The 12,722-nt window shown below is 71.7% G+C and carries 15 protein-coding genes; 8 read left to right on the top strand and 7 right to left on the bottom strand.

Annotated features, from left to right (window positions below):
* Positions 1-11: 11 nt before the first annotated feature.
* Entirely contained in the window at positions 12-554 is a 543-nt protein-coding gene (locus HD593_RS02565; RefSeq protein WP_185100526.1) for a hypothetical protein, read from the bottom strand.
* 54 nt (positions 555-608) lie between these two features.
* The gene (locus HD593_RS02560; protein WP_246546194.1) at positions 609-1,355 is read right to left on the bottom strand and encodes an SDR family oxidoreductase; all 747 of its coding nucleotides are present in this window, start codon (positions 1,353-1,355) and stop codon (positions 609-611) included.
* A 90-nt stretch (positions 1,356-1,445) separates the two neighbouring features.
* Here HD593_RS02560 and HD593_RS02555 point away from each other — a divergent pair, with 90 nt between their 5' ends.
* Complete coding sequence (locus tag HD593_RS02555; RefSeq protein WP_185100524.1) at positions 1,446-2,246, top strand: TetR/AcrR family transcriptional regulator; 801 nt, start codon at positions 1,446-1,448, stop codon at positions 2,244-2,246.
* Here the strand turns inward: HD593_RS02555 and HD593_RS02550 are convergent.
* Both HD593_RS02550 and HD593_RS02545 read right to left on the bottom strand, forming a co-directional pair.
* Complete coding sequence (locus tag HD593_RS02550; RefSeq protein ID WP_185100523.1) at positions 2,204-4,027, bottom strand: ABC transporter ATP-binding protein; 1,824 nt, start codon at positions 4,025-4,027, stop codon at positions 2,204-2,206. The genes HD593_RS02555 and HD593_RS02550 overlap by 43 nt on opposite strands.
* Entirely contained in the window at positions 4,027-5,856 is a 1,830-nt protein-coding gene (locus HD593_RS02545) for an ABC transporter ATP-binding protein (protein WP_185100522.1), read from the bottom strand. Before HD593_RS02545 ends, HD593_RS02550 begins: the two co-directional genes overlap by 1 nt.
* Positions 5,857-5,946: 90 nt before the next feature.
* Between HD593_RS02545 and HD593_RS02540 the strand changes: the two genes are divergently transcribed.
* From HD593_RS02540 to HD593_RS02510, 7 genes are all read left to right on the top strand, one after another.
* Complete coding sequence (locus tag HD593_RS02540; RefSeq protein WP_185100521.1) at positions 5,947-6,372, top strand: PPOX class F420-dependent oxidoreductase; 426 nt, start codon at positions 5,947-5,949, stop codon at positions 6,370-6,372.
* A 126-nt stretch (positions 6,373-6,498) separates the two neighbouring features.
* Complete coding sequence (locus HD593_RS02535) at positions 6,499-6,681, top strand: DUF5708 family protein (protein ID WP_185100520.1); 183 nt, start codon at positions 6,499-6,501, stop codon at positions 6,679-6,681.
* A 49-nt stretch (positions 6,682-6,730) separates the two neighbouring features.
* Positions 6,731-7,318, top strand: a complete 588-nt coding sequence (locus tag HD593_RS02530) for an RNA polymerase sigma factor (RefSeq protein ID WP_185100519.1) — start codon at positions 6,731-6,733, stop codon at positions 7,316-7,318.
* Positions 7,319-7,352: 34 nt separating this feature from the next.
* Positions 7,353-8,144 carry a zf-HC2 domain-containing protein gene (locus HD593_RS02525; protein ID WP_185100518.1) on the top strand — a complete coding sequence of 264 codons (792 nt, stop codon included), beginning with the start codon at positions 7,353-7,355 and terminating at the stop codon, positions 8,142-8,144.
* Positions 8,141-8,983, top strand: a complete 843-nt coding sequence (locus tag HD593_RS02520) for an ABC transporter ATP-binding protein (protein ID WP_185100517.1) — start codon at positions 8,141-8,143, stop codon at positions 8,981-8,983. Before HD593_RS02525 ends, HD593_RS02520 begins: the two co-directional genes overlap by 4 nt.
* Positions 8,980-10,443: a hypothetical protein gene (locus tag HD593_RS02515; RefSeq protein ID WP_185100516.1), complete on the top strand. Its 1,464-nt coding sequence runs from the start codon at positions 8,980-8,982 to the stop codon at positions 10,441-10,443. The genes HD593_RS02520 and HD593_RS02515 overlap by 4 nt, the downstream gene beginning before the upstream one ends.
* Positions 10,434-11,138 carry a hypothetical protein gene (locus HD593_RS02510; protein WP_185100515.1) on the top strand — a complete coding sequence of 235 codons (705 nt, stop codon included), beginning with the start codon at positions 10,434-10,436 and terminating at the stop codon, positions 11,136-11,138. The genes HD593_RS02515 and HD593_RS02510 overlap by 10 nt, the downstream gene beginning before the upstream one ends.
* Positions 11,139-11,144: 6 nt before the next feature.
* Here the strand turns inward: HD593_RS02510 and HD593_RS02505 are convergent, their stop codons facing one another.
* The 3 genes from HD593_RS02505 to HD593_RS02495 form a co-directional block, all read right to left on the bottom strand.
* On the bottom strand, positions 11,145-11,801 hold the full coding sequence (locus HD593_RS02505) for a maleylpyruvate isomerase N-terminal domain-containing protein (RefSeq protein ID WP_185100514.1): 657 nt from the start codon (positions 11,799-11,801) through the stop codon (positions 11,145-11,147).
* Between the two features lie 200 nt (positions 11,802-12,001).
* Entirely contained in the window at positions 12,002-12,427 is a 426-nt protein-coding gene (locus HD593_RS02500; RefSeq protein ID WP_185100513.1) for a hypothetical protein, read from the bottom strand.
* Positions 12,424-12,702: a CopG family transcriptional regulator gene (locus HD593_RS02495; RefSeq protein WP_185100512.1), complete on the bottom strand. Its 279-nt coding sequence runs from the start codon at positions 12,700-12,702 to the stop codon at positions 12,424-12,426. The genes HD593_RS02500 and HD593_RS02495 overlap by 4 nt, the downstream gene beginning before the upstream one ends.
* Between the last annotated feature and the right edge of the window lie 20 nt (positions 12,703-12,722).

Below are 12,722 nucleotides of genomic sequence, written 5' to 3'. Positions count from 1 at the left end.
CCGGCGACGCCTCAGGTGGGACGCCGCCAGTACGCCGCGGCCGCGCTGCTGTGCTTGACCACCTGGGGCAGCGACTCCTCCGCCGGCCAGATCTGCAGCAGGTAGTGATCGACGGGCCCGTTCGACAGATCCACCCCGTCGACGGCGTCGTCCATGCCCCGCGCGTGGTACCGCAGCCGGTACCACCCCGGCCCGGCCGGGAGGGCGGGCAGCTCGTGGCTCTCGCCACCCCACTCCTGCAGCATGAACTCGCCGGACTCGGACTCGATGCTGATCTCCACGACGTCCTCGAAGCCCTCGAGGTCCGCCCCGGGGTCATGGCCGGCCACCGCGACGTTGAAGTCGACCGTCCCGGTGTGCAGGCCCGTGATGAGGAACGCGTCTCCGCCCTCCACGCGGATGATGCCGACCGGGTGGGTCGGGTGATCGTCGAGAAGGTCCTCGGGACCTTCGGCGTCGTCGGTGCAGTCGATCAGGTACGCCTGCGCATAGCTGACGTGAAGGTCGAAGTGCAGGGCATGCACTGTGTCCGGTAAGCCGGTTGATTCGCTCATGGGCACGAAGCGTAGAGGTGATCACCGACAGTTCGGGGGCGGGGCCTGAGCGGCTCACATGGTCGTCCCGCCCGAGACGTCGAGCCGGTGCCCCGTGATGTAGCGGCCGTCGTCGGAGGCCAGGAAGGCGACGGTGTCGGCCACGTCCTGCGGCGTGCCCAGCCGGCCGAGGGGTGTCTGCGACGACAGCCAGGCCAGGGCCTCACCGACCAGGCGCCCCTCGTGCATGTCGGTGTCGATGACGCCGGGGGCGACGAGGTTGACCGTGATGCCGCGGGGCCCGAGCTGCTTGGCCAGCGCGACGGTGAGGACGTCGAGCGGCGCCTTGGACATGGCGTAGTCGATCGCCCTGGGCATGGCCGCTCCCCTGGTCAGCATGGTGCCCACGGTGACGATCCGCCCGCCGTCACGCAGCCGCGCCAGGGCGTGCCGGGTGATGAAGAACGGGGCCGTGGTGTTGACGGCGAACAGGCGCTCGAAGCCCTCCCGGGTGACGCCGTCGATCTCCGTCTGGCCGCCGAGGATCCCCGCGTTGTTGACCAGGATGTCCAGCCCGTCGGCGTGCGCGTCGAAGCCCGACCACAGGGCTTCGGCGTCGCCCGGCTCGCCCAGCTCGGCCTGGACGGCGAAGGCCCGCCCGCCGGCGGCCTCGATGGTGGCGACGGCGTCCTTGGCGGCCGCGTGGTTGCCGCCGTAGTGCACGGCGACGCGGGCGCCCTCGCGGGCCAGCCTGGTGGCGATCGCACGGCCGATCCCCCGGCTCGCGCCGGTCACCAGGGCCGTCTTCCCGGTCAATCGCATTCTGATCATCTCCTATTCGCGTACCACGTACGTGAATAGGACCATAACCATTCAGGTACGATGTACGCAAATAAGGGGAAGGGGGTGCGCATGGCCGACGAGGAACCGACCAGCATCTGGATGGTGCCGGAGCGGCAGGAGCGCTCAGGCCCGGGCCGGCGCCCCGGCTACAGCCGCGAGCAGATCACCCGGGCAGCCGTCCGGATCGCCGACGCCGAAGGGGTGGAGGCCGCGACCATGCGGCGGGTCGCGGGCGAGCTGGGCACCGGCGCCATGTCGCTCTACCGGTACGTGCCGCGGCGCGACGACCTGTTCGACCTCATGATCGACCTGGCTATGAGCGAGATCGAGCTCCCCGGCGGCCCCTCCGGTGACTGGCGCTCCGACCTGGCGCTGCTGGCCGGGCGGACCCGCGCCACCGGCCTGCGCCACCCCTGGCTGATCACGCTGCTCACCAGCAGGCCCACGCTCGGCCCGCAACTGCTGCGCGTGCACGAGTTCGCGCTCGGCGCCCTCGACGCGACCGGGCTCGGCATCGACGACATCACCGGCCTGGTCGGCATGCTCGACGACTACACGCACAGCGCGGTCCGCCGCGAGCTCGGCTGGCTGGACGAGGCCCGCCGCACCGGCCTGGACCCCGAACGCTGGAAGCGCGACTACATGGGCCCGTACGTGCGCCAGGTCGTCGAATCCGGCGACTTCCCGCTGTTCAACCGGTCGATTCTCGACTCCCGCACCGCCCACCTCACCCCGGAGGAACGGTTCCGGCACGGCCTCGACCGCGTCCTCGACGCCATCGCCGCGCTCATCCCGTCGCTCCTGCGGAAGAGGTCATCCCCACCCGCTCAGCCGGAGCCGACCGGCACGAAGCCGGACCCCGCCCGGTAGTTGGGCGACTGGTGCCGGAAGTAGGTGTTGTAGACCTGGCAGTAGCGCCCGCCCCTGGCCAGCAGCGTGGCGTGGTCGCCCTCCTCCACGATCTGCCCGTGATCCAGCACGATGATGCGGTCGACGTGCTCGATCGTGGACAGCCGGTGCGCGATGACGATGGACGTCCGCCCGGCCAGCACCACGTCCAGCCCTTCCTGGATCTGCGCCTCGGTCAGCGGATCGACGCTGGCCGTGGCCTCGTCGAGCACCACGATCGCCGGGTCCTGGACGAGCAGCCGCGCCAGCGCGACGAGCTGCCGCTGCCCCATCGACAGGGCCCGGCCGTGCTCGCCGACGTCGGTCTCCAGCCCGTTCGGCAGCGCCTCGATCCAGTCGCCGCCGCCCACCGCCGACGCGGCGGCCAGCACCTCCTCGTCGGTCGCCTCGGGCCGCGGGTAGCGGATGTTGTCGGCCACCGTGCCGCTGAACAGGAACGGCGCCTGCGGCACCGCCCCGATCTGCCTGCGGTAGCTGCCCAGCTCCAGGCTGCGGATGTCGCGGCCGTCGATCAGCAGGCGGCCGTCCTGGAACTCGTAGAAGCGGGTGATCAGCTTGCTCAGCGTGGACTTGCCCGCGCCGGTGTGCCCCACCAGCGCCACGGTCTCCCCCGCCTCGATGGTCAGGTCGAAGTCGCGGAGCACGGGGTGTGCCGGGTCGTACCCGAAGGTCACGCCCTCGAACTCGATGCGCCCGGCCAGCCGCCCCGCGGGCTGCTCGTCCGTCTGCACCACCCGCGGCGGCGCGTCGATCAGCGCGAACACCCGCTCGGACGCCGAGAGCCCCTGCTGGAACTGCGACCAGAACGCGGCGATGGACGTCAGCGGGAACCAGAAGAGCGACACCCCTTGCAGGAACAGGTACCAGTCGCCCGCGTCCAGCCGGTCCGAGACGACCGACGCGCCGCCGAGCTGGACGAGCGCGACCGTGGCGAGCCCGGCCACGAGGAAGAGCACCGGGAAGATCGCGGAGAAGACGAACCCCTGCCGCAGCGTCACCTGGTAACTCTGCCGGTTGATCGGCCGGAACTCGTCGTAGACCTGCTGCTCCTGCCGGAAGTTCTTGGCCACGGCGATGCCGCCCATGGTCTCCTGGAGGTTGGCGTTCACCCGGCTCAGCGACCGCTGCGCGCGCCGCGTGCTGACCCTGGCCAGCCGCCGGAACAGCAGCGCGAGCCCCACCACGACCGGCACCACCAGCAGCGTCAGCAGGGCGAGCTCGACGCTGCGCCAGAACAGCAGCCCCGTGACGAAGCCGACCATCAGCACCTGGCTGATCAGGTCCATCGTGAGCGTGGAGACGGTGGCGAAGTCGTCGGTGTCGGACGTCACCCGGCTGACGATCTTGCCGGACGGCGTCTCGTCGTAGAAGGACAGGTCGCGCTTCAGCACCGCGTCGAACGCGTCCTCGCGCAGGCGCAGCACGACGTCGCCGGTGACCTGCGCGCTGAACTTCTGCCGGACGAAGTTGAAGCCCCACGACAGCACGCCCATCGCCAGGACCCCCGCGATCAGCATCCAGCCCACGTCGCCGATCGTGCCGCCGGCCACGGCGTTGACGGCCACGCTGCCCAGCGCCGGGATGGCCGCCTGGCTCGCGGAGCCGAGCACGATCATGGAGCCCACCAGGACCATGGCGCCCAGCTTGGGCCGGAAGTAGGAGACGATCCGGCGCAGCAGATCGCGGTCGTTGTAGGTGCGGTCGTAGTCCTCGGCGTCGAGGCCGTCCATGATGAAGCCCATCAGCGGACCCCTCCCTGCTCGCCGGCCAGCACCGGCCCCTCGTCACGGAGGTCGGCCTCGTCGTAGTGGGCGAAGACCCGCCGGTAGAGGCGGCTGCGCCCGATCAGCTCGTCGTGGGTGCCGAAGTCGGCCACCTGGCCGCGCCGCAGCAGCAGCACCTTGTCGGCCCAGCGGATCTGCGAGAGCCGGTGGGTGATCAGCAGCGTGGTGCGCCCTTCGAGGATGCGCCCGATGGCCTGCTGGATCTTGTCCTCGGTCGCGGAGTCGATGGCGCTGGTGGAGTCGTCCAGCACGAGGATCGCCGGGTCGGTGATCAGCGCCCGCGCGATGGCCAGCCGCTGCCGCTGGCCGCCGGACAGCGTGACGCCCCGCTCGCCGATCACCGTGTCGTAGCCGTCGTCCAGCTCGTCGATGAACTCCGCGGCCTGCGCGTCGCGCGCCGCCTCCACCACCGCCTCGCGGCCGGCCTGCTGGCCCTTGCTGAAGGCGATGTTCTCGGCCACGGAGCGGGAGAAGAGCACGATGTCCTGCTCGATCGTGGAGATCTGCGAGCGCAGCGAGTCTAGGTCCCACTCGCGTACGTCCACGCCGTCCACGAGGATCCGCCCCGAGGTGACGTCGTAGATGCGCGGCACCAGCTTGGTCAGCGTGCTCTTGCCCGACCCCGTCTCGCCGACGATGGCCACGGTCTCGCCCGGTTTCACGGTGAACGTCACCCCGCGCAGCGCCGGCTCGCCGTCGGCCTCGTAGCCGAACGTGACGTCCTCGAAGAGGATCTCCCCCCTGATCGGCGCGGCGTGCCCGTCGGGCCGCTGCTCGATCTCGCTGTCGGAGGTGATGATGCCGAGGATCCGGCGCGAGGAGACGATGCCGATCTGGATCAGCGAGAACGTGAAGATCGACATCTGGGTCGGGAACCCGAGCATGCCCATGAGCCCCATGAACGCGACCAGCTCGCCGACCGTGATCGCCCCGAGGCCCTGCAGGTAGAGGGCGTGCCCCAGCCCCGCCGCCATGGCGAACGCGAACAGCAGCGTCGGCAGGTAGCGCGCCTGCACCAGCCCGTTGCGTACGAACGAGTCGCGATACCGCCGCGCGTTGGCCCGGAAGCGCAGCCGTTCCTGCGCCTCCTGCGCGGTCACCTTGATCACCTCGATGCCCCGCACGGCCTGGTTGAGCCCCGCGTTGAGCTCGCCGAACTCCTCCCGCATGCGGGTCGCGACCGGGTTGAGCTGCCGCATGTAGTGCCAGAGCGCCACCACGAACACCACCGCGAACGCGCCCGGCACCAGCAGCAGCCGCGGATCGATGGCGGCGATGAAGAACAGCGGCACCAGCCCGGTCAGCCCCGAGTCCACGATGAGGTCGACCCCCGGCGTGATCATGATCGAGAGCTGCCGGATGTCGTTGGCCGCCCGGGCCATCAGGTCGCCGACCCGCTGCCGGTTGTGGAAGGTCTGGCTCTTGCCGAGCAGGCTCACGTACAGCTCGTCGCGGGCGTCGCGCTCCAGCCGCTTGGCCAGCACCTCGCTCGACAGGCGCGCCCACAGGTCGAACAGCCCGCGCGCCACCACGATCGCCAGCAGCGCCCACGCGATCAGCCCGAGCGCGTCCATCGGCTCGCCCCGCACCCCCAGCACCGCGTCGAACGCGTCGCCGGTGAGCAGCGGCACCAGGGCGTTGAGCACCACCATGACCAGCGACCCGCCGAGGAAGCCGAACAGGTGCAGCGGGTGGCGGCGCAGGTGCGACCAGAGCCAGCGCACCGGGCCGCGGCGGTTGTAGCGCGGCCCAGCGACGGAGAACTCCGAGCCACTGGTGATCGACATGCTCAAGCCCCTCGGCTAGGTGGACCTGCTTTGTATCACCGGCCACCGACAGTTCTCGAACCCTTTTACGTCGTGGCGTAGCGTAGCCGTATGGAACACATGAGTGAGGACGAGTGGCGGGCGTTTGCCTCGGCGGGCACCCGCACGGGCAAGCTCGGGGTGACGCTGTCCGACGGCGCGCCGCACATCACGCCGATCTGGTTTCTGCTGGACGACGACGAGGTGGTGTTCAACACCTCCGAGACGGGCCTCAAGGCCAGGGCGCTGCGCCGCGACCCCAGGGCCGTGCTGTGCGTGGACGATCAGACGCCGCCGTACTCGTACGTGCAGATCAAGGGGCGCGCCTCCATCTCGCTCGACCTGGAGGAGATGCTGGTGTGGGCGGTGGAGATCGGGCGGCGGTACATGGGTGACGGGCGCGCCCAGGAGTTCGGCACGCGCAACGCCGCCCCTGGCGAGTGCCTGGTCCGGCTGCGCATCGACAAGGTGATCGCCCAGCGCGCCGTCGCGGGCTGACGCTCCTGGATCGGCCGAAGGATGTAGTCCCGTTTCCTCAACCGGCAGGAGGTCCCGCGGGCCGGGCCTGATTACGGTCTTCTACTGAAGATTCGGTGTGCCCGTCCCGATCGAGAAGGATCGTCCATGTCCTCTGCCTTCAAGACACTGTTCACCGGTCTGATCACCTTCGCGATCGGGCTGGCGCTGTGGCTGTTCGGCTCGGACGAGACGGTCCTCGTCTTCACGCCGTCCAAGGTCGGCGTGGTCCTGATGGTGGTGGGCGGTCTCGAGTCCTTGTACGGGGTCTACAGGACCGTACGCGGCTGATCGGCCGTCCGGGGAACCGGATCTCCAGCGCCTCGCGATAGAGAGAGGCGTGGGACCTTTCAACCTCTGGCGCAGACGCACGGCCGACCCTCCGGACGTCGATGCGGACAGCACCGACGCCGAACTGCTCGCCGCCGTGGCCGCCCGCAGCACCACGGCGCTGCGCCTGCTCCACCAGCGGCACGCCCCCTGGCTTCGCGCCAGGCTGTCCAGGCGCTGCGCCGACCCTGACGCGGTGGACGACGCGCTGCAGGAGACGTTCCTGGCGGTGTGGCGGTCGGCGGGGCGGTTCGACGGCGGCAACGCCGCGGGCTGGTTGTGGACGATCGCGATCCGGCGGCTGGTCTCCGCGCTGCGTGCGCGCGGCTCCCGCTGGATCGGCGGCGACGTCGATCCCGGCGACCTCGCGAACGGCGTGATCGGGTCCGCCGAGGAGGTTGTGCTGCTCGGCGTGGAGCACGGCGACCTCGGCAGCGCGCTGAACAGGCTCTCCCCCGAGCTGCGCGCGGTCATCGAGGCCACCGTCCTGGACGGTCTCACCACCAGGGAGGCCGCGCGGCTGCTCGGCATCCCCGAAGGAACGGTCAAGTCCCGCGCGGCGCGGGCCAGGGCCCGGTTGCGCGAGGAGCTGTCATGACCGACCGGCAGATCCGATCGTGTGAGGAGCGGTCATGACGAACTGGCACATCCCGGATAACCTTCGCGAACGCTACCTTGCCGGCACCCTGGAGCCCGCCCCCGCGATGTCCGTGGAGGCCCACCTCGAACGGTGCGCGAGCTGCCGGGCGGCCATCCCGTACGAGCCCGGGTGGCTGGAGGATTCGTGGCGGCGGCTGGAGTCCCGCCTCGTCCCCGGGCCGCGCCCGAGCCCGGCCGAGCGCATCCTGCGCCACGGCGGCGTGCCCGACCACCTCGCCAGGCTGGTCGCGGCCACGCCGACGATGAGCAGGGCCTGGCTGGTCGCGGTGGTGGCCGCGCTGGCGTTCGCGGTGCTGGCGGCGCGGGAGGCTCCCGAGCTCATGCCCGTGTTCCTGGTGGTGGCGCCGGTGTTGCCGCTGGCGGGGATCGCGCTGGCGTACGGACCGCGTGTCGATCCCGCGCACGAGCTGATGGCCGCCACGCCGATGGCCGGCCCGCGCCTGCTCCTGGCCAGGGCGGTGGCGGTCCTGGTGGCCGCGACCGGGCTGGCCGCGATCGCCGCGCCGCTGCTGCCCGCCCCGCCGGGGCTGAGCGCGGCCTGGCTGCTGCCCTCGCTGGCGGCCGGCTCGGGCTGCCTGGCCCTGTCCCGCAGACTGCCCGTGCCGATCGCCGCGTTCGCCATGGGCGGGCTGTGGCTGGCCATCGTCGGCACGGGCCTCGTCCTCAGCGGCCCGCTGGCCGCGTTCGGCCCCCCTGCCCAGCTCGGGTACGCCGGGGTCGCCCTCCTGCTGATCCTCCGCATCCGTAAGGCGAGCACTTCATGATCCACATTACGGGCCTGACCAAGACGTACGGCGGCAGGCATGCCCTCGACCACCTCGACCTCACCCTCGGCACCGGCGTCACCGGCCTGCTCGGCCCGAACGGCGCCGGCAAGACGACCCTGCTGCGCTGCCTGGCCACCACGCTGGCCCCCGACTCCGGCTCGGTGGACGCGTTCGGCCTGGACCCGGCGATCCCCACCCAGCGCACCGCGCTCCGCCGCAGGCTCGGCTACCTCCCGCAGGACCCGGGCTTCTACCCGCACTTCACCGCGTTCGACCTGGTGGACTACGTGGCCATCCTGAAGGAGCTGACCGACCGCACGCAACGGCACGCGGAGGTGCGGCGGGTGCTGGCCGAGGTGGACCTGACCGGACAGGCCAGGACAAAGGTACGCAAGCTGTCGGGCGGCATGCGGCAGCGGCTGGCGCTGGCACAGGCGCTGCTCGGCGAGCCGGACCTGCTGATCCTCGACGAGCCCACCGTGGGGCTGGACCCCGAGCAGCGGATGTCGTTCAGGGCGCTGGTGTCGCGGCTGGGCGAGACGCGCGCGGTCGTGCTGTCCACCCACCAGACGGAGGACGTCGCGGCGCTGTGCGAGCGTGTGATCGTGCTGCGCGGCGGCCGGGCGGTCTTCGACGGCACCCCGGGCGAACTGGCCGGGGTCGCGGCCGGGCAGGTGTGGCTGTCGGACGGGCCGCCGGCGGCGTCGCGGGTGTTCTGGCGCACCGCGGACGGGCGGTACCGCACGCTCGGGGACCGCCCGCCCGCCGCCGAAGGGACGCCGCCGGGGGTCGAGGACGGCTATCTGATGCTGCTCGGAGAGGAGGCGGCGGCATGACGGCGAGCACCGGCGCACGGCCGGGCAGCGGGCGTGTGACGCGGGCGCTGTTCCTGTTCGAGGCCCGCAGGCTGGCCGGGCACCCGCTGGTGTGGGGCGCGACCGTGCTCGTGCTGGCCACACAGACCTATCTCAGCCGCGATCAGCAGCCCCACCTGGGCATCGACCCGGTGAACGCGTCCGGGTTGTCCGCCTGCCTGGCGGGGGTGGTGCTGGTCGTGGCGAGCCTGGCCGCCTCGCGCGACGGCCGCCACGGGATGCCGGAGAGCCTGGCGGCCCTGCCGGGGCGGGCCGGACACAGGACCCGGGCGATCCTGCTGGCCACGCCGCTCGTCGCGGGCCTGGCCGCGGCGGTGGCCGTCGGCGGTTACCTGGCGATCAGGACGCTCGGCGGCCCGGCGGCGGGCCGGCTCGACGTGTGGGAGCCGCTGACCGCGGTCGCCACCGCGATGTTCGCCGCCACGCTGGGGGTCGCCGTCGGACGGTGGGCGCGGTGGCTGATCGCGGGGCCGATGGTGGTGGCCGTGCTCGGCTACCTGATCTTCACGAACGCCCAGAACGGCCCGGCCGCCTGGCTGCTGCCGGTGATGCAGGTGCACAAGACCGACTGGCCGGACCGCCCGTCCGGGATCCATCTGCTGTACGTGCTCGCGCTCGTGGCCGGTTGCGCCGCCCTCGCCCTGCTCCGGCACCGGGCACGGCTCGCGCCCGCCCTCGCCCTGGTGGCGGCGGTGGGCGTCGCGGTGCCGTCGGGGGCCGCCGCGACGTCCACGCCACCGGTGTCCATGCCGCGGGCGGGCTGGGTCGACCTGGACGACGTGGATCCCCGGGTACGCGAGCGCTACTTCGGCCCCGGCGCCCACCGCTGCTCGGCCCGGCAGGGCATCACCTACTGCGCCTACCAGGGGTACGAGTCCTGGATCCCGCTCTGGGAGCAGGCCGTGCTCCCGGCGGCGAACGTGCTGCCCCCGGCGCTGCGGGCGCGCGTGCCCCGCGTCGAGCAGCTCACCTCGACCTGGTCGTACGGCGCCGACTGGGACACCTACAAGATCAGGCCAGGGATGACCTGGGGGCACCCGGACCAGCGCTTCATCCTCGCCCAGGAGGTGGCGCTGTGGGCCACGGGCCTGCGCGGCGGAGGCGATCCGAGGCACAGGTGCGACGCGAGCGGGCAGGCACGCACGATCGTGACGCTCTGGATCATCGGTCAGGTCTCCCCTCCCGAACTGCCACGCGAGTACCGCCTGGACGACGGCTACGGCACCCGGCTCCTGGCCGACTGGAGCGCCGCCGAGGTCGGCTACGCCGAGCGCCTGCTGGCCACTCCGGGCGCCCGCGAGCGCGTCCACGCCAACTGGGCCACGCTGACGAACCCCACCACGACCATCGACCAGGCCCTCCCCCTGCTCGGACTGGAGCGCACGCATGACGCGCGGAGAGGAGCGAACCCATGTCGCTGACCCTGCCCACCACGACGAGACCCGCCGTTGACGACACCCTCGCGCCGGACACCCCCCGCCTCGCCAGGTGGCGCACGGCGATCCCCCTGATCCCCCCGCTGGCCAGAGCCATCGACTGGGCCCCGCTGGCGCTCGTCACGGCCTTCGTCGCGGGCGTGCTGTCCCTGACGAACGCCGGGGAGCCGCTGGCGGGCCAGGACGCGCTCCTGCTGATGCGCGTCTCCGGCACCCTGCTCGGCTCGGCCGTAGCCTTCGCCCTGGTGGACGCCATGTCCGCCGACCTCGGCGCGACGGCGGTCCCCCGCTGGGTACGCCAGTCGCTGCGCTGCCTGCTGGCAGGAGGAACGGCGGTGGCGGTCTGGCTGGGCGCGTTCAGCTACGCCCTGTCCCGGCTGCCGGACGGCACTCTCTTCCCTGTCGGCGACCTGCTGATCGAGATGGCCGCCTGCCTGGGCATCGCGCTGGCGGCGGCGGCCACGGCCGTCCGCTTCGCCTCGGGCCGCCAGGCCGCCATGGCGGCCGTGGTGGTGCAGCTCGGCCTGGTGCTGGCCACCATCCTGCTGCCGGAGCAGGTCAGGCTCTGGCCGCCGACGTGCGGGTTCGGCTACTGGGACCAGGCGCACCAGTTCTGGCTGGCGATGTCGCCGCTGCCGTACGCGTGGCTGGGCCTGGCCCTGCGCGACCTGCGCCGCTGAGCCCGCTCAGCCGAGGACGAGGGGCAGCCTCCCGGCCAGCTCGCCGAGCGCGGCCCGCTCCTCGGCGGCCGGCGCCCGCCGCCCGGTGCCGACGAGCAGCGCGTCCGCGTCGGAGAACGCCGCGGGGAACGCCGCCCCGGCCAGCTCCTCCAGCATCGCGCGGGCACGGGACAGCCCTTCGGCGGGCGGCCCGGGGACGTGCGGCAGGTGGGCGATCAGGTCGAGGTGGTGCAGCGTCCACTCCATGACGTACGCGGACAGGTAGTCGCCCACCGTGAGCACCTGGCCCTTGGTCCCGACCCGGGCGGCCGGGTCGGCCAGCGCGGCGGCACGCCCGGCCGCCGCCCCCACGTCGTCGAGGTGGAACTTGAGCAGCCGCGGCTCCTGGTAGGCGGCGGCGAGGCGCACGATCAGCGCGTCGAGCGGGTCGTCGCCGGTCGGAGGCTCGTCGAGGAGGTCCCAGTAGGTCACCGCGTTCCTGGTCGGTTCCCCGTCCTCGGGGGTGGCCAGGGTGATCAGGACGTCCTGCGCGTCGATGACCAGGTGGCAGGCGAGGTCCCGGACGAGCCAGCCGGCGCAACCGGACGGCCGCTCGAAGTCCTCGCCGGGAAGCTCGGCGACCGCCGTACGCAACGCCGCCCACGACCGTGAGAAGAGATCCACCGCGGCACGCTAACAGCGCACCCCACCGGAAAGCGACCGATTACTCCGCCGAGCTACTGCCGTGCGAGCGCGGCTTCCGCGAGACCTTGATCGGAGTGCGTCCGAAGCGCTGACTGTCTTCCGCGCTGCCGGCACCGAGCATAAGAACGATGGATCGGCTCTGCGGCGGCGTCACAGCCGCGACCTGGACGTTCCCGGGATCACACTTTTCTGACGACGATCGATTCCGGAACCAGCTTTTCCAGGTCGTCCACATCGGAGGTGAAAATGGTCACCTGCCCCCTCTGCTGTCGGGCGATTACGGCAAGCACTGCATCGATCGCGTACTTGTGGCCGTGCAGTCCGGCGTCCGAGAGGAGCCGCCGGGCCTGGCGAGCCTCGTCCTTGCCGATGCCGACGACGTTGAGCCGGGAGAGCACCCAGTCCCAGCGCTGCTCGGTGATCCGTCCGTCGTACGCCTCGACCACCGTCATCGGGGACGTCACCACGTCCGCCTCCCCCCGCGCCGCGAGGTCGAGCATGGCAATCAGCTTCCTGTCACCCTTCACGGCCAAGGACAGCGCCTGGCAGTCGAGCACGAACACGCGCAGAGATGGCTGCCCGTGCTCACCACCACGCTTCCTCACGCAGCCTCTCCCCCGCTACGCATGTCGCCGGTGCGGCGGCGCGCATGCTCGGCATCCAGATCTTCGAGTTCCGCCATCGCCGCAGCGCGCTCGTCATCGGCGACAGGACCGTATTCCTCTTCCAGCCAGCCCACCAGCTCGCGCAGCCGATCTCGGTCGCGTTTGGCGCGGAGCGCCTCCGCGACGTAGGCCGACAGCCCTCGTTCCGCCGCGTCCACGCGGATCTCCTCAAGAAGGTCCTCGGGAATCGTCACCGTAATCTTCTTAGTCGCCATACAAGTCACCATATACTCCG

It is taken from the genome of Nonomuraea rubra (assembly GCF_014207985.1).
Lineage (GTDB): Bacteria > Actinomycetota > Actinomycetes > Streptosporangiales > Streptosporangiaceae > Nonomuraea > Nonomuraea rubra.
Note: the sequence above shows the minus strand (reverse complement) of the source record. Positions and strands in the feature narration are given on the sequence as shown.

Coding starts and splice junctions, on each gene's coding strand:
- HD593_RS02565 (WP_185100526.1), bottom strand. CDS start 554: ATGAGCGAATCAACCGGCTTACCGGACACAGTGCATGCCCTGCACTTC.
- HD593_RS02560 (WP_246546194.1), bottom strand. CDS start 1,355: ATGCGATTGACCGGGAAGACGGCCCTGGTGACCGGCGCGAGCCGGGGG.
- HD593_RS02555 (WP_185100524.1), top strand. CDS start 1,446: ATGGCCGACGAGGAACCGACCAGCATCTGGATGGTGCCGGAGCGGCAG.
- HD593_RS02550 (WP_185100523.1), bottom strand. CDS start 4,027: ATGGGCTTCATCATGGACGGCCTCGACGCCGAGGACTACGACCGCACC.
- HD593_RS02545 (WP_185100522.1), bottom strand. CDS start 5,856: ATGTCGATCACCAGTGGCTCGGAGTTCTCCGTCGCTGGGCCGCGCTAC.
- HD593_RS02540 (WP_185100521.1), top strand. CDS start 5,947: ATGGAACACATGAGTGAGGACGAGTGGCGGGCGTTTGCCTCGGCGGGC.
- HD593_RS02535 (WP_185100520.1), top strand. CDS start 6,499: ATGTCCTCTGCCTTCAAGACACTGTTCACCGGTCTGATCACCTTCGCG.
- HD593_RS02525 (WP_185100518.1), top strand. CDS start 7,353: ATGACGAACTGGCACATCCCGGATAACCTTCGCGAACGCTACCTTGCC.
- HD593_RS02520 (WP_185100517.1), top strand. CDS start 8,141: ATGATCCACATTACGGGCCTGACCAAGACGTACGGCGGCAGGCATGCC.
- HD593_RS02515 (WP_185100516.1), top strand. CDS start 8,980: ATGACGGCGAGCACCGGCGCACGGCCGGGCAGCGGGCGTGTGACGCGG.
- HD593_RS02510 (WP_185100515.1), top strand. CDS start 10,434: ATGTCGCTGACCCTGCCCACCACGACGAGACCCGCCGTTGACGACACC.
- HD593_RS02495 (WP_185100512.1), bottom strand. CDS start 12,702: ATGGCGACTAAGAAGATTACGGTGACGATTCCCGAGGACCTTCTTGAG.